The sequence below is a fragment of the Brevibacillus halotolerans genome (genome assembly GCF_026891775.1).
In the GTDB taxonomy this organism is placed as follows: Bacteria; Bacillota; Bacilli; order Brevibacillales; family Brevibacillaceae; genus Brevibacillus_B; species Brevibacillus_B halotolerans.
This window is the reverse complement of record NZ_JAPTNK010000009.1, coordinates 1-19,952: the sequence shown is the minus strand read 5'-3', so window position 1 is coordinate 19,952 and position 19,952 is coordinate 1. Positions and strand designations below refer to the sequence as shown.

The window sequence follows — 19,952 nt, the reverse complement described above, 5'->3', positions numbered from 1 at the left end:
CGTTACTCTTCTGAGTAACGTATGGTAGTTGCTTGTAATCATTATATTATTTAGATCGTTTTGCCTCATTATCCCAGTATGCATAACAGGTATATTTCTTGTCTGCATATGCCTCTGCCTTTGCCCATTCGCCAGCTTCCTGATAATCCGTATCTTCATCGTCTCCTATGATAGCTGTCGCAGAATGATAGTTTTCCGGGTGTTTGTAATGGGACCAGCATTTCTTTTGAGCACCAATTTTGGATGAGCCGTAATTCCATTCACCATCACCAATGCCTATCGTCTTGAACGGAGTCACATTAGAGTTGACCAGTTCAGCCTTACCATCTGTCGCCATCGCTTGAGAACCCATTGCCAAAGTCAGTACTGCAACCAAGCCTACCATGCCTTTTTTCAACATCATTGCCATCTCCTTTAATTTTTTTTTCTGCCTCATGAGTATATTACCACGAATTTATATCCTAAAATTTTTGATTTATGACATTTATTGGAACATATTTCATTCTCATATAAATCAGTTCCTGTAGAAATGTAGACCATATTCACTTCGAAAGGAACTTTTTTCTTGGGTACAAAACGTCTCCTTTCCCATAGTTGGAAACTAGGCATTGTGGGTTCTCAGGATCATTTTCAGTACGCTCACGAATCAGTTTTATCACTACGTATAGTACATCCTTTCTAGTGGTGTTTTTTTCAAGCCACGTCGTGGTGCCCTTTCTTCTCCCATCTTTTCCGCTAAAAATCGCAAAACAGCCAATCACCGATAAATCTCGGCAACTGGCTGTTTAATTTGACTAAGTTTGTTTTGATTCTGTCTAAAAACAGGGTTCAGTTTTCAAAACTCCCATTGAGCTTTCTGATTCAAAAAAAATGTGGGCATCCTCCCCATAGAAAGGTCCTTACTACCTCAAATGAAGAGGAACGTATAACCCTTTGATACAATTATGTGGTGTATACTGGCCAACTGCCTCGTCTATACTCCACTTTACTTATTCTGATTTAGATTTTAGGGCTCTTTAGTCACTAAATGTTTCAATATCCCCGCAAAAATATAACTCTAACTTTTGGAAAACGTATACCTCTTACTGCCGTCGTTTTGCTGAATCAAGTGAAGTAAGTATTCGAACCATTGACCGAGCATTATGGCCGTACTTTAAAGAAAATCAAAAGCTAAATGGTACTACATCAATTCATTGACATAAAATAAAAAGAGGGACGAACAAAGCCACCCCATAGCTCTTTTTTCCCCTTTACTAGCCACCATATTTATTTCTTCCTCCGGTCAAGTATCTCTACGAGGTTATCTATAGCCCCATCACTTTTATTTTCATGCACTTATTTCCCTTACAAGGTTTACCTTATTCATTTCAACCCTTGGTAACTACCCATTTTCTAAATTGTTCTTTACCCTTTGAAATAGGATAAAGATGGTCATACATAGATTCTGGCATACCTAAAAATCCGGTTCTTTTATTAATTATATCTAATAAATTAGAGAAAAAATAACTGGGTGCTAACTCCTTAATATCATAACAACTAAACGTCTCTTCTTTAGCCCACTTTTTTATAAAGGCTCTATCATTAGAGACAATATGATTTATGCCATTATATTTTGATAATGCATCTACTAAAGAACCTTTAAATTCACTGTTTCCTGGATTTTTTAATAAATTCGATGAATGATTTTGATTATTATTATCCTCACCAAAAATAAATAATCCATTAAATATTGAATTCCCTTTAATAATCTCTCCTGCCTTACTAGCTTTAATAATTGCTTTTGCAATTTTATTTTTATCAGGATTTGATTTTACTTCGATTATTCCCAATACACTTTCAGGATGGACAATTATAAAATCATTTTCTTTAAAATATAAAGGCAATGATGGATTATAAATAATTATATCAATTTGAGTAGATATATTATCTCTCTCTTTAATAAATCCTGTTCCTACCTCAATATTATTAGGTAGAAGTCTCCTTAAAAAATTCATTAAAATTACTTCCTTATATCTACCATCTTCCCCCCAATGGGTAGAACCTATTAAATATCTTATCCTATTTTTAGTAGCATTAAATTCAAGGGCAATTGATTTTTGATACTCTAAAGAGTTGGGACCCATTATGATTTCCTCACCTTCATCATTTCCTACCTATCACTTCGCTCTACTCTTTACCATAGAACACTACAAAAAACATTTAATTACAGATATCTAACTGAAAAGAAAAAGCACCCAAAAGCATTCTAAATAACCATTGTTTTCTCGTCAAAAAAGAACTCACTCTAGAAGTGAGTTCTTATGAGTCTGTAAAACTTCTTAGTGTATTGTACATTGTTTTGTAAAATACTCCAAGTAAAGCCCCAAATAACCGTTATTTAAATAATAGATTAACTTAAATTGTTAAAAAAATATCACCAAAAATACCCAATTAATTGAATATATGGTATAATAAAGAAAGGCAAGTGCATAGGGCGTTGGGGTTCAACATCTCGTAGGTAAGGAGGTGTTGAATATGGAGCAAGCAATTTACTATATTGTCAGTATTATCCTTCAATTAGTAAATCTTATGATTACAATTGCTGATAAGATGACAAAAAAGTAGCCAACCCAACCGCCCTTGCAAAGTGTTTGGATTAACTACTTTTTTGTTTTTGCCACTCAACACTGTCAAGACCCTTTCGGTCTATGCACTTGTCTCTTACCTGCTTTTAGTATACCTTATTTTTCTAATTATAGTCAATGATGTCATTTTGTATTTTAACTTGTTAAAAGATACATGATACTATTGTTTGTCCTTATCTATTTATCCTTCTTCAATGTATTATTAAAACTACATAAGTGAAAAAGCATATTGATAACGTGGATTTTGTTTCATTGAGTACTCATAAAGGCAAACCTCTGGCCATATCCTTGCATTGACTCCCCTACCTATTTCAACAGCTAAACCAGCTGGTCCGGCAAAAAAGAGATGAATATTCCTATAGTTACCCTCTTGTATAAGGGTTTCAGTTTTATCCTTAACCAGCCTTTGAATCGCTTGGACTTGCTCTTTATATAAAACCCTCTTCAATCCAGGTTCATTGATCCAAACATCAAGCTGATCATACTCGGTTTTGGGTAGTGCATCTTCTACATCAATGTTCCGAACACGACCACTGACTGAAACGGTGATTGTCAGAACATTAGCCCCTCGTTTACTTATATCATATTCTAATTCTAAATCAGCGAAGGTTGCTCCATCTGGTGATTCAGATATCCACACTTGTTTTTCCCGATCATATTGATAAATGGAAAGCGGGATAGTATCAGTTATTAAAAATCCCATGTGGATGAGTAGTGGTATCGGTGAAATTGGAAATATTTCGGCAACCCCCGCATCAGTTGCTTTCATTCTCTCTATAAAACGCTTGTATAACTCCTCATTTTGTTTCTTTGCCTGTTGCCATCCTTCTGGAGAAAAATCGGTAAATTCAGTTTGATCCTCTACTGCTTCTACCATAATATATGGAGGAGCACCATCAAATTCAATACTGGTTGTAGGTGGACCTAAACGTTTATGTATTAATGCGATACTCTTTTTCCTCTTTTCTTCTGACCAAGAAGATACCCAAACTTCGTGTTCTTTTTTCATTTCAAATAATAATTGGGCTGTATAGGAGTCTCTAACGTGTTTATCATCGATCAATTTTGAATGTTCATAGCACATGAGCGTAAGATTATCCGGAACCTCTAGGTTATCAGGTTCAAAACCGAACTCTCTAGCAAATTCATGACGTGCCGATCCAGGTTTATGACCAATAATGTGTGCAATTATTCCGGTATTTGTTAAATGCCCATCCGTTTCAACAATCAAACGTTTTCTACATGGTTTGCCATTAGAATCCCTAAAGGAACAAAGACCAGCTGATACCATCCATAAATAATTATGCTCAGCTGCAGCTAATGGTTTTCTTGTATTGGTCTGATTTTTATTTCGTGACATAGATCCTCCCTATCTCAATCCAGTAATTTGCTTAGTTTTTCTATCTCCATGCCATACACGAACACGTTTTGTACCAACGATAATAAAGAACATTGTATCTGATTCATTCTCTAAATGAATAATTCTCTTCCACTCTCGTATATCTACATAGGATGGAGTAGGATCTTTCTCTGGATGTGTATGCCACTCCCCTAAATAAAAGCAATGTCCTCCTGTTTCTTCCCATACAGTGTCAAAGTATAATTGATGGCCTTCAGAGCTACGCTTAAAGCCTTTTCTTTTCCGTGTATCTTGTGGCATTGGAGCTGAGGCGTCATCAATAATAAAGTTATTATTTTCCTCAAGTATTCTACCAATGAGAATGCCTCCTGCTTCCAAATCATCTGATTTATGTTGCTGGTACAGTAAAATCTTCTTCAGTACTGAAGATCGTACCAAGGCATTTCTCCCATCAGGAAGGGATAACAAAAGTTCTTCAATCAATACGCTCCCCCCCCACGCAAATTGGACAATTAGGGTCCTTATAGAAAAGACGTGTCTCATCTAGTTTCTCTTGAGTAAATGTGAAGCGAGGAGTACTTTCATATCCCATTTGATAAAATTGAGTGGGATTACCTTTCCATGAAATAAGAGGATTATCAAACTCATTGCCACAAAGAACTTTAATTCCTGTTTCAACAGTCAATAAAGCTGTTTTTTCACTATCTAAGAAGCTATAGGGAGTAAATGTTGATCCACAACCTGTAATTGATCGAGCAAAGGGTTGAAATGGTTTAGCAAAGGCAGATCGATTATAGATTGGATTATCTCCATTCGGCTGGAACAGACATTGATAACACCCTTCTTTAACTCCATTTAGTGTGACTAGCACGTGACCCCCGATCCCGATCGGCTCTACCCACGTATAAATAATCGGTGGAGAGTTAGTTCGTCCATGAAAACGCTCATTGATTTCCATTTCTTGGTTAGGAGAACCAATTGCAATGATAACAAGATCTACACTTGCCCAATCAACAAGGTTATCTTGATAAACCTTATCGAACGGATTTATCAAAGCACTGACTAAAGAAAACGGGTATCTCCGGTTAATTTCCTCTTTCAAGGCCCTCACTTTTGCCTTATTGAGAATACCATCGGGAAATTTCTGATAGACATGATCATATCCTAGAGAATGACGATGGATATTATCCATCTCCATCCAATCATGATCTATTATTGTAAGCTGTTTCACTCCTGCTTTTGCAAACCTCATTGCAACTTCGCTCCCAATAGCTCCTGTTCCAATTATAACAACGTGCTTATCTGACAGAGAAAAATTCCCTCCTGTTCGATTTAACAGATGATGGGGGTGCCATCTGCAAATCTGTGCTGGTTGCATCTTAAGATTTTTTGGAATCTGAACAAGGGGGTGAATTTGTATAGCTGCAACTTTTCGATTTCTACGATCCCGTTTCCGGATAGGTTCATAAGTGAATTTGTAACCAAATAATGCCCAAATGCCATTCAATATAGGTAACCCTATTACAATATAATCACATTCAAGCATTACTTCACTTTTATGACCGATAATCTTATAAAATTGCTTTAAATTTTTTTTATTAAGGTTTGGAACAATATTCTCACGTAATTTCATAATATCCCATGTGCTGTTAAAATCAGGAGGCATAATGGAGGTATCTTCTTTAAGAGGAAAATAGATACAACGATGTTTCTTTCCATCTTTTAGATTGACATGAAACAATTGATGTACAACGCGATTAATGATAAAGGGTTTCTCCCGTTCGGCTGCGATTACCAAATTTTTTTCGCTTAGGGGTATCTCCCACAGGTCTAGCTCTCGTAACTGTTTATTCTCTGTATTAATGAGTCCATACAAAGGCAATATATTATTTTGTCTAGCCCAGTACGCTTCAAATTCTTTGAGAAACTCATTTCGATTTTCACCAAGACGCCCTTTCTTTATCAGTTCAATAACCTTTTCAAAACAGTTGAGAAGAATTGAACCTGGATGACGGGTATCAATAAGTAAGGACTCTGTTCTAGTGAAACAAATAAATCCATCAGTCTCTTTATGTGGAATACGACCAAATTGATTTGAACGGTCGAAGAATTTAGGAAGTTCTCTTGGAAAAAATTCGGGGAAACCTACCGTAAGGACAGAAGGTTTCCCATCAATCTGAATATATAACTCTGCGACTTGCTGACAACCACGATAATTAAGTCTTTGATCACTGGGTATAGGGATGATATCTTTAATTAAATTCTGATCGATTTGAGAAATATCTTGTTTGACAATGTCAATGATATTCATTGCTACACCCTCTTCCTGATTAAGCTGATTCTGAGCTTGGAATCACAGCAGTGTGCATTGATCTCTTGCCAGTGTCTGGCCTTGGAGGCACTGGGAAATCACTTCCCAATTGTTTCTGGAGAACTTCAGCTGCATCTACTGGATCAATTTTTACTTTTGCATCTTTCAAAGCATCTAAGAGATCTTCAAGCTTTTCTTTGAATGTTTTCATTTGCTTGTTTGTCATTTTTTGAAACAGATCTGGATATGGGTCAACCGGAAGTAGTACCGACAAGCGGTGATATGTTTTCAATTCCTCATCTTCATCTTCGATCACGGTTACAAAGTGGGCTAACATACTGTCTACAACACAAATTAATGCGTCTAAATCACGATACGTTGTTTGTCCGCTAAAATAGTCTACTTCTTTCTGAATTGTTAACCAATGGTATACACATGATGTCAGTGCTATTCCACTAGGTTTCCCATTAACACTTGTAAAATGAACGTCTTTCCACCGCTTTAGGTATCGAACTACACGACGGAACTGCTTTCGATCGTTCGCATCGTCCAAATGCCCTTTGACCGTGCTGATCAAATCCTTAGGATTGGAGAGGTCCCATTTTTGATTCTCCTCGTTGCTATTTGGTTTCCCTTTTGCAAGATAAACTTTCCCATCAGAATTTATAGCCGAATATACTGTAATATCAACGTGATAGCCAGCAGCATAAGTAACTGTGATACAAGGTGTCTTGAACTTTACATCCTTCGTATGGTCTTCCACAGCTTCATATACCCACTGTTTTGCTTCAATAGGTGTAGCATCATCTGTTGACATTTCAAAATAAAGCCCGACATCAATATCATAATCTCCATTAAGGGGGTGAATCCCCGTATTCATCGCATAAGACCCCTGGTTAAAAATTGTGAACTCTTTTGCACCTTCCGGTATGTTTTTCTCAATACGTTCTACGATAATATCTCTCTTTTCTCGTAAAACCTCGTTCTCTTCTGTTAACTTAATTTTGTCGTGAAAATCAATAAACTGCTTCTGACATAATGCCATTTTTATCCCCCTCCTTCAATCTATCTAATCGAACTGAATATATAGGTAAAGTATACCTCATAATTTGCTACTTGGAAACATTTGTTCTATATATTGTTTACATGGCACCCGACATTGTTCTAATAACAAAAGGTTATTGTTTAGAAAAATCTGTATTAAAAGAGGTTTTTGGATAACACATTATTTTACAGTTCGCGCACAACAGGACAACTAAACTGCAAGGTTGTTTACATTAATATATCAAAATCATTGGAACCATACTTATTCTAAGTATTTAAAATCTCCTTTATGTTACCTTTAAAACCTTAGTAATAAATAAAACTAATTCAAGTTAGACTATGTATACCTTTGAAATAAAATTTGATCAAAAATGGATTCTTTTTCAGTAGATATAAGTTGGGTTTTTATAAAAAAGTTTGATTAAAAAAGTTCTACAAACCTTGATGTATCAACATTTTTTCGAAAACATGCAATATATTTGATCAATCTTTTTTAAATACTGTCCAAACTTTTTTTCAAAACAGTCGGACTTTTTTTATCTACACCGAAAAAGGAAAGACCTAATGAAATGGAGACACATTATAGGGATCGATATGAGACACGGCCAACTGTTAAGAAGTTTTTTTCTATGGAGAATGTGCTTGAATTTTGTGGATCAGTGGAAAGAATGGATATTACTTGATCATAAAAAAGAACTGAAAGAGACCAGGAGCAAGTTAGAGAGATAGCATCTACCTTTTTTAACGGTAATCAAGCTATTATTCGTGTGAACTGGAAACATGGCACGAGATTTAAGGATGTAGTAAAAACATAGGAAGGGTTAGAAAATCTTTGTATACTTTCTATAGTCGTTTAATAAAAAATTAGTTTAAAACAAAAAACTACATACTATACGTGAAAGAGTATAAAGCAGGGGAGTTATATATAAGGGGTTGATTGGTTTTGGAGGAGGACGTAATCCGTAGCAGGAGGCGTATCCGCTCGAGGACCTCAGAAAATGGCTTTGTTAAAAAATGTTGTTGATTTTATTGTTAAACTGCCATGTAAGAACGATATTTTCTTACATTTTCTGTGGTGAAGCATGGCTTCATGGATGGCTAACGGGGCAGTTTAGTTTAACAAGAAATTGTCAATTACCTTTTTTAATAAGAAACTAATTGGAGTTATTTGAGTTTTTTTGTTCTTTTATTACAATTTTAAAAATATATTATAATGCGATTTTAGAAACAATCTTAGCAGATACATTATAGGACATAGATCTTTAATTAAAAACTATAAAAACAAAAGAGGAGATCGAATGCCCAATCTTTGGAGAGCACCTTTATCAAGAGATACGGTTTATAGCAGTCAATGAAAGAAATTCTGAAATGGCTGAACGAATCGCACAAGATTGTAAAGATGTAGAGCGGAATACAGAAGTAAAAAAGCATTAAAAGCATGAGCAAAAAGTGTCCGGTAGAGTATCTTTCAATGGAGGAGAACCCCATGGCGCAGTTTACGTTTGAGACGATTGACGGTCCAGGCACCGTCGAAGGAAAAGTTTGTTTGACACTCAATAAGAACAGCAATCCTTATATTGCTTATGCCGGCATTAATCGCCAACTGATGCTGGCCAATAAGGTTGCCGGTTCATGGATTCGGGAGGAAGTGTTCAGTGCAGGTCTCGTCAGTGGCATAGACGACCGAATCTGCCTCGAGATCGACTCCGAGGGTAACCCACACATCGCCTATTTAAACAATGACAGCCTTCTCACTTATGGTGTCAAGCGAGACAATCATTGGGAGTTCACGCCTATCCCGACGAGCCGTTTTGGCGACCCACGTGGTGTTTCAGGCTATGATTTTAGGCTTCACTCGGGACGCGATACTCCGTACTTTGCTTTTCACGATTTAACCACGAGGTCACTGGGCTTTACGAGAAAAGTTGCGGGGCAATTTAAGCGAATGTTGGTAGTACCTGAAAGTAACCTTTGGAGCATAGGTCAGTCTCCCTCAATGGTGTTCGATGGTGTTTCTGAGACATGCCTCATTGCGTATATCGACGAACTCGACGAGGGCAGACCGGAACCCCTTACAAGTGTTCAGGTGACGAGAATTAACGACCCCACTGAAGGTATTGTCGGCTTTACGTCGCTCCTCGATAGCGGCAATTTCAGAGTGAGAAGACCTACTTCCATAACAGGAGGCACTGAATGGTGTGTAGCCTACGCAGACCTAACTAACGGCAAGCTAAAGGCATCAGTTTTCGACATTAGTATGCCAGCGGTGCACAAAGAAGTTGTAACGGACACTGTTTTTCCGGTTGTTCCATCGATCGCAAAAGAACCTGGGTCTAGGCATGGTTATCGAATAGCCTTTGGTGACGAAAACAAGCTTAAATTAGCCTCTCGCAACCGATTCGGCGTATGGTTCGTAGAGGTCGTCGATCCTGACGGCGGCGACATGCCGTCCTTGGCTTATGATAATCTCGGTAATGCCCACATCGCATATACGGTTGGGAAAACGCTGAAATACGCCATGGGGAAGGGTGTTCGAATCATCTAAGTCATCCTAATTGTATATAAAGTGTCCGGTAGAGTATTTTTCAAGACTCGTTTACGTTTGATTGTTGACGCCACAGACGTAGTTCTTATTTAGTTGACGGAGGCAAGAGTTGAAGATCCAGCCGCCAATAATTCTTGGTGGCTTTTTCTTATTCAGCTAACGGTAGCAGAATACTTAAGAAGGGAAAGTTTATTTTATAGAGAATTAGTTGCATTATTTTTTTGTTTTGTTTTAAAAAATAGGTACTAACACATTGTGAGGGGGAAATATTTAAGGTTTTCAGAGAATAATACAATTTTTTATTTTATTTACCAGACCGTATATTGGCAAAGGAATTGGTTCAAGAAACATTTTATCAAGCATTTAAATCAATTCATCGATTTAAGGGTAATTCGAAAATTAAAATTTGATGGTGGTGAAATCCCCCTATCTCATTCGGAACTTGCAAAAAGAATGGGAACATCCAATTACAGAGTACGTACCCTCCTATCTAAATTAGTTCACGAAGGTATTGTTTATTATGATGACCGCGACAAGCTTTTTTTCAACCGTTTTGTATTTGTTCAAGAGAACGAAGGAAACTACTAAAGATGACCTTTACTCCAAAAATTTTCACTTTTTTACATGTGAAGAATTTCTAAGCGAAAACAGAAATGTGCAGCGCTTTGTTCTTCATTATGTTGGAAAAGAATTGGTATACCTCCATGGAAACTGGAAATGGGGGCATATTAAAGATCTTTATGGTACAGAAGGTTTACTTAACATCCGTACTCGTAAAGAAGCCTTATTGATCTTAGAAAAAGCATCTAAATATCTAAAAATTAAAGTTTGTGATGAGAACTATCAGGTACTCCATGTCCATCAGAAATGGTTAGATATGGGGGAAGTCTACTCAGAAGGTGCAGAGCTATGGGTTTTTAAACAGCTCAAAAAGCACCGTTTTTGCTGTGACTTCTTATCCAGAAAAGCTCTATGGCAGCTAGCAAAAGTGATGGAAGATTACTATGCTAAATTCGGTTATGACTATGCAACTGAAATTTTCGATACGGCCCTATACAGCATACAAAAGAATAAGGCCCGATCCCAAGCTTTCTTCAACCTAATTTACAAATAAGAAGCCGAATATGTAGTCAATGATGAAAAGAACGAACTGGAGGAAATTAGTGCCTATTTTCGTGCTGTTATGGAATCCGCCGAGCTTAATTATGCTGTACAGATGTCCATGGATTTCGATGCACTTACGAAAAAGAGACAGTTAGCTGAACAGAACCTTTTTGAGGATGGTGAACTTTCTTCTATTAATCAACAAGTCATTGAAGAATCAAGCACACAAATTAAGGAAGTATGGGAAAAACTTCTTCACATGCAACGTTGCTGGTTAAGACGCTTTTCTTTGAGACCTGAATGGTTTATTAAACATCGCCATCAGATCGCATCCTTACCAACAGCTCCTTTTTATGAAATTCAAAAGGAGATTCAATTACATATGAGTCAACAAGCGGCACCAGATTCTAGATACAAACATTGGGCAGTTTAATTTTTTTAAAATTGCCTCGGATGCAGCTTCTTTCGCATGTTCATTTTTCTGTCTCATTAATTGAATAAGTAATAAAGAACCGAACGGTGGCTTTCATTATTGTTGAGCGACCGTAATTTGGCGTTCCTTACTACTTACCCTCCCCTCTTACTTCAATTCCAGCTTTCATTTGTTTGTTTTTTCTATTGATCTCTTGTCCTTTTACCGAATTTATTGGACATTAAAATATACAAATACTGGAGTTAATCTCTAAAAAGCTGTGGATAACGTTTTTCTGACAATGGAAAAGCTATTTCCATACATGGATAAGAAAATAGCTTGATTGGATAAAATGTAATTGATCGTGTATGACTAAATTATACTTCTTAGTAAAGTTAATATTAGGTGGAATAACTATATAGCACTTTAGGATAACGAGCTTCTTCTTCTATTTCCAAATTCCTACCAGCAAAAAAAGCCTGTTCTATCAAGGATTTACGGCTATAATAACGTCCTATAGAATGGTATTAACAAATGGTATTAAACTATTGTTTTAACTAATTGATTTAACTAATGGTAGTAACTTATTTTATTAAGGAATAATCCTTATAAGGCATTCAAAAACATCCCTACCTTTGTTTAATATCTAAAGGATTTTTTTAAGATATTAGACCAATCATCCATGTAAAGTAAATACTATTTTGTCCTTTTCAAAATGTTACAATCCATTGATCCACTTGGAGAAATATATTCCATACCATATCCGATACTTTCGATTCTTTTTTTAAATGATTCAAAATCCCATCTATGATTTGTAGTGGCATAATATATATTATTTGTTTCTGATTTAAATGTTTCCCATTCATGTATCATTATTTCTTCCGGACAGTTTGTTTTGATATAAGCGAAGACTCCATTGTTATCGTCCCAACATTGTATAAATTGTACTACTCGTAGTACTCCTTTTCTTTTTCGGGGTTCTTTCATATTAAAATTCATTGCTTGTCTCTCCTTTATATAAAATAAGCGGAATTCCTATATGGAACTCCACTTATTTCCAAGATTATTTAAGAGAAATCTGGCCAATTTTCTTGATGGATATCTCCTGCTAATCTGCTTAGTGTCTTATATTTAAAAGGGTATAAATTCTCAATATATGTACGGGCAAATCTTAGCTCGATACCTTCAAGCAAGTAGTTTTCTGCCATGAAATCTGCTCCGTAAAGTTCTCCACTATCCTGTAAACATATGAACAAAAAAACAGGATAATACCTACCATTGTTAGCCTTGATTATACCTTTTGCTAAAATAAATCCACCTTCTAAAGTTTCAACATCGGGATTACTTAATTCATCAAGGTATCTTCTTGCATATTTCTCTGCTTTAAAACCTAAAATCATTGGAGGTTTCTTTTCATATTCCTGTTTGAATTTTTGATCTGTTTCAGTACGTTTTTTCTGTTCCACTACATGTTTATCATGAATTACTTGTAAACGACATTTAATACACATTTCCTTAAACCCTTGAAAGTCTAAGGTTGCCAAATCATATTCAGATAAAGATATTACGAACCTTGTATCTCCACACTTAGGGCAATCCTTCAATTCTTCTAGTTTTTTATTTCCCCATTGGAGGATCTGTTCTTCCAATGGCAAATTTACATTAACCATTCTTCTGAAAGAGTTATTTTCAGTATTTTCCCCCATAATACTTTCTCCGTCCTCATATAATTGAATATAATAGGTATTAATTAGTTTTTTACGAATTATCTTGTACCTATGCCCTTTACATTTTACTTCCCGGGTTTCATTTTTTTCTGTTTTCTTCCATTGAAATTTAATCATGGACATCCACACCTTTCTATGTTTTAACACCTTTTTTGAAAAGTTCATTTGTTTTTGAATAAAAAAAAGTCCACCTGTTAAACACATAGCTAAATGAGCTATCTGTCCAACAAATGGACTTTCCTATTCTGAAAATGGTTACAATAAACCATAAGAAAAACAAATGAATAATTAGTTCTATTATATCAAATACCTTCGAGATAATAAATACTTCTCGCTGCATTAGATATTAAAAAGAGATTGAACCTGCATTTTCGTTAAATATGCTAGGAACGTATTTTCGAAACGAATAATATTCTTGGTTACCTATAATAACGTGATCCTCTACAGGAATACCGATAAAGTTCCCAATCTTGATTATTGATTCGGTGAATCTAAAATCTTCATCTGAAGGTTTGCTATTTCCTGAAACATGATTATGTACCAAAATTACTCTAGCAGCATTATTACTTATGGCATGTTTAAATATATCTTTATTCTGAAGACAAATGCTAAACATAGTTCCTATACCTACTACATGTTGACTAATCACTTGTAACTTAGTATTGAGACATAAGACAACCATTTGCTCCTGCTGTAAATTTATTAAGTAATTCATCATGTAATCCGCTACTTTTTTAGGATCATCTATTACTTCTCCCACTATTCTCTTAGAATTTATACTTTCATTTAATTGAAAACAAGTGTACAGCTTCATTGCCCCAATTTCTCCAATTCCTTCAATCTGTTTCAATTCTATCAAAGTCATTTGTGAAAGCTTATTTAGTCCTAAATAATGGAGCTTTGCAATTGTTTTCTCTTTCATACTTTTACCTAAAAGCCCCATAAGTAAAGTAATAGTATCAGTCTCCCCCTTTTCAATCCTTTTATAAATTTGTTTTATAGAAGAATTAACCTCCGTTGATAAATCTGTGGTACTTTTCTGAAATGCTCCCATAAAGCCTCCTAGTAATCTCTGTCTGAATGAATTGAATGGAAACAAAAAAAGCCCATCTGTTGAACATGCTTCCGCTAGGGGAAACTTCCAACAAATGGACTTTTTTATATTTACCAAATGCTAACTATAAAAGTTGCAATAAAAAACTAATCTATATTTATTTTTATCATATAGTATTATTTTCAGTTATTCAATACATTAAATTACGAGTGAAGAAAAGCCCACCTTAGAATTTTTTCTAAAGTGGGCTTTACATCGTTCTTACTATCTATTTTACTCCATTAATTAAGATTTATACCTCATTATTCAAATATAATATTATCCGCTATAATTCTATAACATATTTTTACTAGATTTAAGTACTTCCCTCTATATTAATTCCCTCATGGTATTAGATGTTCCGTCTTCATTTCCTGCTTCTTTAGAAACACCATCCATAGTGAATTCACCTAACTTTGTTCCAGCTACATAGACATCATAGGTACCGGAGGGAACGTTATAAAACGTAGTCGTTGTATACCGCGTATTTTTACTGGCCTTAAGTACTTCCCCTTGTTTTAATTCCACAGTAACAGTTTTAGATGTTCCTTCCCAAGAAAGAATCTTGTTTCCCTTCAATGGACCATCCTTGATTTGTAGGTTTTTAGCTCCTGCAGCAGGTGTTCCCCCTTCATTTCCTTTTTCCTTAGAAGCGCCATCCATAGTAAATTTGCCTAGCTTTGTTCCAGCCACATATACGTCATAGGTACCGGGGGTAACGTTATAAAACGTAGCCGTTGTATACCGCGTATTCTTAGTAGCATTAAGTACTTCCCCCTGCTTTAATTCCACAGTAACAGTTTTAGATGTTCCTTCCCAGGTAAGAACCTTACTTCCCTTTAATGGTCCATTCTTAACTTGTAAGTTCTTAGCTACTTCAATCGGTGTTTCACCTACATTACCTGGTTTCTTGGAAATACCGTCTATAATAAATTCGCCTAACTTTGTTCCAGCCACATATACATCATAGGTACCGGGGGTAACGTTATAAAATGTAGCTGTTGTATACCGCGTATTTTTACTGGCCTTAAGTACTTCCCCCTGTTTTAATTCCACGGTAACAGTTTTAGATGTTCCTTCCCAGGTAAGAACCTTACTTCCCTTTAATGAACCATTCTTAACTTGTAGGTTTTTAGCTGCTTCAATCGGTGTTTCACCTATATTACCTGGTTTCTTGGAAATACCGTCTATAGTAAATTCGCCTAACTTTGTTCCAGCCACATATACATCATAGGTACCCGGGGTAACGTTATAAAACGCAGCCGTTGTATACCGCGTATTTTTACTGGCCTTAAGTACTTCCCCTTGTTTTAATTCCACAGTAACCGTACCAGATGTTCCTTCCCAAGAAAGAATCTTACTTCCCTTCAATGGACCATCCTTGATTTGTAGGTTTTTAGCTCCTACAGTAGGTGTTCCCCCTTCATTTCCTTTTTCCTTAGAAGCACTGTCCATAGTAAATTCGCCTAGCTTTGTTCCAGCTACATATACATCATAGGTACCTGGAGCAACATTATAAAACGCAGCCGTTGTATACCGCGTATTTTTACTGGCCTTAAGTACTTCCCCTTGTTTTAATTCCACAGTAACCGTATCAGATGTTCCTTCCCAAGAAAGAATCTTACTTCCCTTCAATGGACCATCCTTGACTTGTAGGTTCTTAGTTGCTTCAGTCGGTATTTCACCTTCATTCCTTGGTTTATTTGAAATACCGTCTATTGTGAATTCGCCTAACTTTGCACTAGCTACATAGATATCATAGGTACCCGGGGCAACATTATAAAAATTAGCGGTTCTGAAACGAGTTTGTTGCGTGTATTTTATTTGGTTATTTTGTTTTAACTCAATAGTTATAAGCCCGCTTGTATTTTTCCAACTAATAATTTTGGCGTTAAAGTCACCATCTGTTATCTTTAAATCACTAGGTTTTGTTTTTTTCCCTCCGCCTGATTCTGGAGATGGACTCTTTCCTGTACTCACATTAAAGTTCCCTACCAATTTTCCTGCAATGTACACGTCATACGAACCATTCTTCAAGTTATAAAAAGTAATAGTGGTAAATCTTGTACTAGACGTTTGTTGTATAGCACCATTTTGCTTCAACTCAATTACAGTAACTCCTTTTGTCCCTTTCCAAGATAAATCTATGCTTCCCTTTAGCTTTCCATTTTTAGCTACAAAATTAGTGATTTCTTGGGCAGGAGCGGGAGGCGCTTGGTAGGTTACTTTTTTGATTGAACCTTTGCTCCAAACATCCTGATATTTTGGATAAATGATAATCTCATAGTCTCCATAGCTTACATTTTGAAGTGTAGAAGAGCTAGAAACCTCAACACTGAGAAGCGGACTTGTTGAATCTTGTTTTCTTACTACCACTAGATAAGACGACACTCCAGAAACAGGTTTCCAAGAAATTTTTGCTTTTGTTCCTGATTTCATTATTGAAATAGTCGTTGAATCAACAATCTTAGACGCTATATCTAGAATATTAAGGGTGATAGTAACTGAGTCACTTGTTACCCCGCCTTTTTTAGCTATAATCGTAAATGATTGCGAACGTGTACCACTTGGCACATCTACCACAAAAGAAGAACCATTTCCTTGCTTAGCTTTCGAAATACCGTTTACCTCTACAAAATCAGATTTAGACTCAATTACAAATCGAACCGTAGTATCATTCAACAAACTTACACTTTGAATTCGAGGTTTTGCAATCGTTTCGATTTGTTCCTTCTTTGTTGTAAAAGACACTTCAGCTACCTTATTTTCGAAGTCTTTCTTACTGGCTGTTACTTGGGCTCGATAATTCATATTCGGCTTTAGATTAGTAAGGCCATATTTGTTTCTAGATAAAATACCTGTACCGTCCGCTGGCAATAATTTTACCTTGTAAGTAACATCGGTTCCTAAGTCGTTCCATAAAAAATTAGCACTATTCTTTGTTATATTAGTTGCATTGATTGATAAATGACCCAATTGTCCTTTTTCTCGAATAGCTTGAATTGTATACGCTTCTTTCGTTTTATCTTCGCTTGTCACTTCAACTTGTATGATATTAGTCCCTACCTGTAAAGGAACAGAAATTCCCTCTGCAGAAGTAAGGGTGTTATTTACCTTGACCGTTGATAACTCATCTGTAGCTTGAGCTTTGACTTTAAGGAAAGTAGTATCATAAGGAACTGTCACATTATATTTATTTTGTGAAGGATTAAAAGCTGGTGATAGTGCTTCAGGTGATACTGATAATGCCTTCAAACTTGCGTTTTGACTTAATGATTTTGTTTGCGCTGTCACTTGTACCGGTGAAGAAGCATTTCCTTTTATGTCATATGCAGTAACCGTATAAGTAAAAGACTGATCTGCATGTAACCCTGATTCTTTATGAGTTATTTCACCATTAACTGATTCAACGGTTCCTTTTGAGATCGGACCTTCTCCTGTTTTTGTGTTCCTGTAAGACAAGTCGTAAGAATTCCCACTCACATGTTGGTATGTCCATTCTGGATTTCGGTGAATTACATATTTTTTTCCACCTTCAACTGTTTTGAAGCGAAATGAGACTGAATCCTTCGAGGCATCTGGCTGGGAAACCTCTGCAGAAGTGATTGATAATGTTTTTGTTGAAAGTATAGTAGGCTGGCTTTCGCCTACTTTTGTAGTAACACTAATTGAGTATGTATACTCAGTGTTTGGAGTAAGTCCATTATCAATTACGGATAGGTTTTTTCCCTGATAAATAACTACATCATTTCTTTTTATTGTGTAATGATCAACATTTGGTACCTCAGTCCATGATGCAGTAATAGAAGTTTGAGAAATTTTATCAGCTTTTAATTTTGGAGATGGAGGTGTTATTTGTTCTGGTCCATCTTGAACATAATCATCTGGTTTAGGGAGCGGTATGCCAGAATATAAATCCGGATTGACTATGGCCACTTGATAAACCATTGACCGACCTTCTTTATTTATATATTGGCTTCGTACAACAAATCCTGACTCTTTACCTAAATTTTTTTGCATAGGTATTCTTGCAGCAGAACCGAGATATCCTACCTTATCAGTCAAAGGATAAAAATAGACGCCATCAAAAGAAAAGTCCCATATCAATTTTGTGTTGAGATCATGATCACTAGGTAGTTTAAATAAATACTTTAGATCTACATATTCTTCAGTCTGAGCTTTTATCTTCATCGTATGTTCGTCTACAGACTTTTGATTGGATGGTAAGATTGGTTTTCTATGGAACCCTTTTAATTTTTCATAGTACTCCCCTGTTGGATAAATATTATATACATCTTGATATTCTTGAACCCTTGCAAGCTTCTTTTCTAACTTACCAGTTATCGGATTAATGATGTGTGCGGGTTGATCGTGCATATTTAGTAAATTTTTGTTGAAATCAAAAGATAATTTAAAGGGAAAATTAATGGGATACTCCCATTTTTTATTTAGTTGGTAATCTAATTTAAAAACAAAACGATTGTTATAGGTATACAAATTTAGTTGATCATCAAAAACAATTTGTTTAAATCCAGGATTAGGGAATTGACTGGATGATACCCAACTCCCTGTATTCGGGTCTATCTTTGCCAAGAAACTTGTTCCATTTTGAGTATAATTATTTACGCCAACCAATAAAAATCCATCCTGTCTAATCGCAGGAGTTGAAAGTTGAAGGCTATCTGAACCTACTTTTTTTGTAAATTTAATTGACCCATCTTCTTTATTTATAGCTACTATTTGGTTCTTGCTAGTTGTGTAAATAATCCCTTTCTTTGAAAGAACTAATCCTTCCAAAGAAAATGATAGGGGTAATTTTTGTTCCCATTTAAGCTGACCATCTTTATCAATAGCTCTGATTGATAAAGTTTTGGAGTTCTCATAAACGCCAGTATAATAGGTTCCCGCAGCATCTAGAGAGCCGTTTTCTACTAGGCCCGCTGATTTAAAACTCCACAATTCTTTACCATTTTTAGTATCTAAAGCCTTCATTGTTTTATTATGCCCAGCTATATTTTGCATGACTAGAATAACGTCATCATTTCTTAATCCAATGACCCCATGTCCTGGAGCTCTCCATAAAACTTTCCCTATAGGTGTTACTGCCAAAATTTCTTTCCCAGCTGCTCCATACATTGTTCCATCTTTGCCAATTAACTTAGGATCAAAATTGTTTATCTTCCATACATATGGATATTCCTTTTCTGTATATCTTTTATTGCTGTTTTTACTAGGGGTATAAGCAGGATTCATTGGATTTATTGCCTTTTTATCATAGGCCCCTTCTTCATAACCGCCTTCCATGATCTCTACTGTTTCTTGATCATAACCAGCATTTTGAGTGAAAAGATTATTGGAAGCAAAGCTTGAATCCGGTGGAATACCAATCATAACTGCTGACATTGATAGTAATAAAGCTAGAAAACCATTAAAAAACTTCATTCTAATAACACCTCCAAAAAAAATAAAGACACAGTAAAACAACAGCCTATTTTCATAGACTTTTGTTGTTTCACTGTGTCTGCACACCCATGAATCATATGTATAATTTTCCTACATTATAACATTGTGATTCATTATATTAAATAGTTTCCACATAAATTTGTACTGGAGTTAGTATAGTTTCATGGACACCTCTTAGTTAAGTCCTTACAATGAAAACAAGAGGAGATGAGTCCGGATGGAACACAAAAAAACGAACAAGAGATACAATGAAGATTTTAAAAGAACAG

13 protein-coding genes are annotated in these 19,952 nt (G+C 35.8%); 3 read left to right on the top strand and 10 right to left on the bottom strand.

Going from position 1 to position 19,952, the window contains the following annotated elements:
• Nucleotides 1-46: 46 nt before the first annotated feature.
• The 6 genes from O0550_RS12775 to O0550_RS12750 all read right to left on the bottom strand — a co-directional run bounded on the left by O0550_RS12775 (nt 47) and on the right by O0550_RS12750 (nt 7,340).
• Nucleotides 47-403 (bottom strand): lactococcin 972 family bacteriocin, encoded by a 357-nt coding sequence (locus O0550_RS12775; protein ID WP_258426490.1) that lies wholly within the window; start codon nt 401-403, stop codon nt 47-49.
• 964 nt (nt 404-1,367) lie between these two features.
• On the bottom strand, nt 1,368-2,123 hold the full coding sequence (locus O0550_RS12770) for a DUF6602 domain-containing protein (protein ID WP_258426489.1): 756 nt from the start codon (nt 2,121-2,123) through the stop codon (nt 1,368-1,370).
• A gap of 709 nt (nt 2,124-2,832) precedes the next feature.
• Nucleotides 2,833-3,984, bottom strand: coding sequence for an SAVED domain-containing protein (locus tag O0550_RS12765; protein WP_258426488.1), 1,152 nt, complete (start codon nt 3,982-3,984; stop codon nt 2,833-2,835).
• 9 nt (nt 3,985-3,993) lie between these two features.
• A complete protein-coding gene (locus tag O0550_RS12760; RefSeq protein WP_258426487.1) occupies nt 3,994-4,467 on the bottom strand; it encodes a Mov34/MPN/PAD-1 family protein in 474 nt (157 codons plus the stop codon).
• On the bottom strand, nt 4,460-6,295 hold the full coding sequence (locus O0550_RS12755; protein WP_258426486.1) for a ThiF family adenylyltransferase: 1,836 nt from the start codon (nt 6,293-6,295) through the stop codon (nt 4,460-4,462). The genes O0550_RS12760 and O0550_RS12755 overlap by 8 nt, the downstream gene beginning before the upstream one ends.
• A gap of 19 nt (nt 6,296-6,314) precedes the next feature.
• Nucleotides 6,315-7,340: a nucleotidyltransferase domain-containing protein gene (locus O0550_RS12750; protein ID WP_258426485.1), complete on the bottom strand. Its 1,026-nt coding sequence runs from the start codon at nt 7,338-7,340 to the stop codon at nt 6,315-6,317.
• A 1,485-nt stretch (nt 7,341-8,825) separates the two neighbouring features.
• Between O0550_RS12750 and O0550_RS12745 the strand changes: the two genes are divergently transcribed.
• From O0550_RS12745 to O0550_RS12730, 3 genes are all read left to right on the top strand, one after another.
• Nucleotides 8,826-9,884: a hypothetical protein gene (locus O0550_RS12745; protein WP_258426484.1), complete on the top strand. Its 1,059-nt coding sequence runs from the start codon at nt 8,826-8,828 to the stop codon at nt 9,882-9,884.
• 511 nt (nt 9,885-10,395) lie between these two features.
• Entirely contained in the window at nt 10,396-10,998 is a 603-nt protein-coding gene (locus O0550_RS12735; RefSeq protein WP_258426483.1) for a hypothetical protein, read from the top strand.
• 108 nt (nt 10,999-11,106) lie between these two features.
• The gene (locus O0550_RS12730) at nt 11,107-11,421 is read left to right on the top strand and encodes a hypothetical protein (protein WP_258426482.1); all 315 of its coding nucleotides are present in this window, start codon (nt 11,107-11,109) and stop codon (nt 11,419-11,421) included.
• Nucleotides 11,422-12,096: 675 nt separating this feature from the next.
• Here O0550_RS12730 and O0550_RS12725 read toward each other — a convergent pair.
• From O0550_RS12725 to O0550_RS12710, 4 genes are all read right to left on the bottom strand, one after another.
• Nucleotides 12,097-12,399: a hypothetical protein gene (locus O0550_RS12725; protein ID WP_258426481.1), complete on the bottom strand. Its 303-nt coding sequence runs from the start codon at nt 12,397-12,399 to the stop codon at nt 12,097-12,099.
• A gap of 68 nt (nt 12,400-12,467) precedes the next feature.
• Nucleotides 12,468-13,244 (bottom strand): hypothetical protein, encoded by a 777-nt coding sequence (locus O0550_RS12720; protein WP_258426480.1) that lies wholly within the window; start codon nt 13,242-13,244, stop codon nt 12,468-12,470.
• Nucleotides 13,245-13,473: 229 nt separating this feature from the next.
• Nucleotides 13,474-14,181: a JAB domain-containing protein gene (locus O0550_RS12715; protein WP_258426479.1), complete on the bottom strand. Its 708-nt coding sequence runs from the start codon at nt 14,179-14,181 to the stop codon at nt 13,474-13,476.
• A gap of 369 nt (nt 14,182-14,550) precedes the next feature.
• A complete protein-coding gene (locus O0550_RS12710) occupies nt 14,551-19,662 on the bottom strand; it encodes a cadherin-like beta sandwich domain-containing protein (RefSeq protein WP_258426478.1) in 5,112 nt (1,703 codons plus the stop codon).
• Nucleotides 19,663-19,952: the final 290 nt, after the last annotated feature.

Bases quoted from the DNA above. Each gene is read 5' to 3' on its own strand.
- O0550_RS12775 (WP_258426490.1), bottom strand. From the start codon at position 403: ATGATGTTGAAAAAAGGCATGGTAGGCTTGGTTGCAGTACTGACTTTG.
- O0550_RS12770 (WP_258426489.1), bottom strand. From the start codon at position 2,123: ATGGGTCCCAACTCTTTAGAGTATCAAAAATCAATTGCCCTTGAATTT.
- O0550_RS12765 (WP_258426488.1), bottom strand. From the start codon at position 3,984: ATGTCACGAAATAAAAATCAGACCAATACAAGAAAACCATTAGCTGCA.
- O0550_RS12755 (WP_258426486.1), bottom strand. From the start codon at position 6,295: ATGAATATCATTGACATTGTCAAACAAGATATTTCTCAAATCGATCAG.
- O0550_RS12750 (WP_258426485.1), bottom strand. From the start codon at position 7,340: ATGGCATTATGTCAGAAGCAGTTTATTGATTTTCACGACAAAATTAAG.
- O0550_RS12745 (WP_258426484.1), top strand. From the start codon at position 8,826: ATGGCGCAGTTTACGTTTGAGACGATTGACGGTCCAGGCACCGTCGAA.
- O0550_RS12730 (WP_258426482.1), top strand. From the start codon at position 11,107: ATGGATTTCGATGCACTTACGAAAAAGAGACAGTTAGCTGAACAGAAC.
- O0550_RS12725 (WP_258426481.1), bottom strand. From the start codon at position 12,399: ATGAATTTTAATATGAAAGAACCCCGAAAAAGAAAAGGAGTACTACGA.
- O0550_RS12720 (WP_258426480.1), bottom strand. From the start codon at position 13,244: ATGATTAAATTTCAATGGAAGAAAACAGAAAAAAATGAAACCCGGGAA.
- O0550_RS12715 (WP_258426479.1), bottom strand. From the start codon at position 14,181: ATGGGAGCATTTCAGAAAAGTACCACAGATTTATCAACGGAGGTTAAT.
- O0550_RS12710 (WP_258426478.1), bottom strand. From the start codon at position 19,662: ATGAAGTTTTTTAATGGTTTTCTAGCTTTATTACTATCAATGTCAGCA.